The following is a 1,170-nucleotide window of genomic DNA, read 5'->3' on the forward strand; positions in this document are numbered from 1 at the left end:
GCTTTTTCTGCCTGAAGCTCGTGTCGATACCGTGCGTCACGGATTGCTTCCCGTAAGAAAGAAAGTCCACCGCGCCTGTTCGAGGGTATCGACTTCAAGAAATTGTGCCGCGATATGGCCGCGCTGCCAGCACTCGTCGATGCCGCGTATCGAAAAACGTCGCCGCTCAATGCACATTTCGGTCGATCCTGTGAGGATCGCATGACCAAACACGTCCGTTGCGTAGATGTAGATGTAGCGGTTCGTCAGTTCCTCACGAATGACGTTTACGCATTGATTGGCGCCGATGGTCCACCAGCCATCGGTCTGGTCCGCATTGTCGACCTTCTGGCCGACGGCGAGATTGACGACATCCAGAGTCTGATTGCAGACCGTGAACTCGGCGCGCGCTTCGCTGGATGACAGCACGGCCAACAGGGCCGCCCCCCCCATGACCGCAAGCCTCATGCTGCCACGCAGGGCAGGGGCCCGAACCGGATCAAACTGCCTTATTGGCGGGTCAGAGCGGCTGAGTTGCATCGGGCGCCCATGCTATCCGCCGAGCCGGAAATACTGGGCGGTGGCCGAGAATTGAGACCCGTCGGTCTCGATTTCCTCAAGAATCTTTGGGAGCAGCACCGAGGCTGGCATGGGCGTGGAGAACGCGGCTGCCTGGATGTCCTGAGGGCCCGTGATCACCATTATGATCTGCGGCACCGCCTTTCCGGCGGCTTTGTCGGCGGCCCCGAGACCAATCGGGATGCTGAAAGTAGCCTTGCCGGGTTCTACGACGATGCGGTCGTCGAGATTGAACACCATGCCTTTATGGTCGATCAACAGCACGCTGGACCTGAGCCCGCCACGCGTCACCAGCGTTCCGCTGATCGGCGTACCGTTTGGCACCGATGTCCGATCGAGAACAAGCTGCGGCTTGTCTGATGCGGTCTGCCCGATAAAGCGCAGAAAATTGGTGACTTCGCATTGGCTTGGTTCAATGAGCCGGACGCTGATGTCCGGCTCGACATGGAATTTGGCCTGGAACTCGGCCAGCATGCCTTCGAATGGCTGGACCGATGTTCCAAAGCCTTCGATCGCGGCAGCCTTGTCGGTTGCTGAGGTCATCGTCGCATAGAAACAGTCGCCGCCGCCGAAGTCGCGAACCCATGACACCCGTTGGGCGATGTCGTCGAC

At 59.4% G+C, this 1,170-nt stretch carries 1 protein-coding gene and 1 pseudogene; both read right to left on the reverse strand.

The features are described 5' to 3' along the window. Window positions 1-36: 36 nt before the first annotated feature. Window positions 37-447 (reverse strand): DUF1036 domain-containing protein, encoded by a 411-nt coding sequence (locus EN914_RS36045; protein ID WP_024504491.1) that lies wholly within the window; start codon window positions 445-447, stop codon window positions 37-39. An 84-nt stretch (window positions 448-531) separates the two neighbouring features. Continuing rightward, window positions 532-1,170 (reverse strand): annotated as a pseudogene (locus tag EN914_RS36050) (serine/threonine protein kinase); the annotation flags it as partial.

The sequence above is a fragment of the Mesorhizobium sp. M7A.F.Ca.CA.001.08.2.1 genome, from assembly GCF_003998455.1.
In the GTDB taxonomy this organism is placed as follows: domain Bacteria; phylum Pseudomonadota; class Alphaproteobacteria; order Rhizobiales; family Rhizobiaceae; genus Mesorhizobium; species Mesorhizobium ciceri.

Coding starts and splice junctions, on each gene's coding strand:
- EN914_RS36045 (WP_024504491.1), bottom strand. CDS start 447: ATGAGGCTTGCGGTCATGGGGGGGGCGGCCCTGTTGGCCGTGCTGTCA.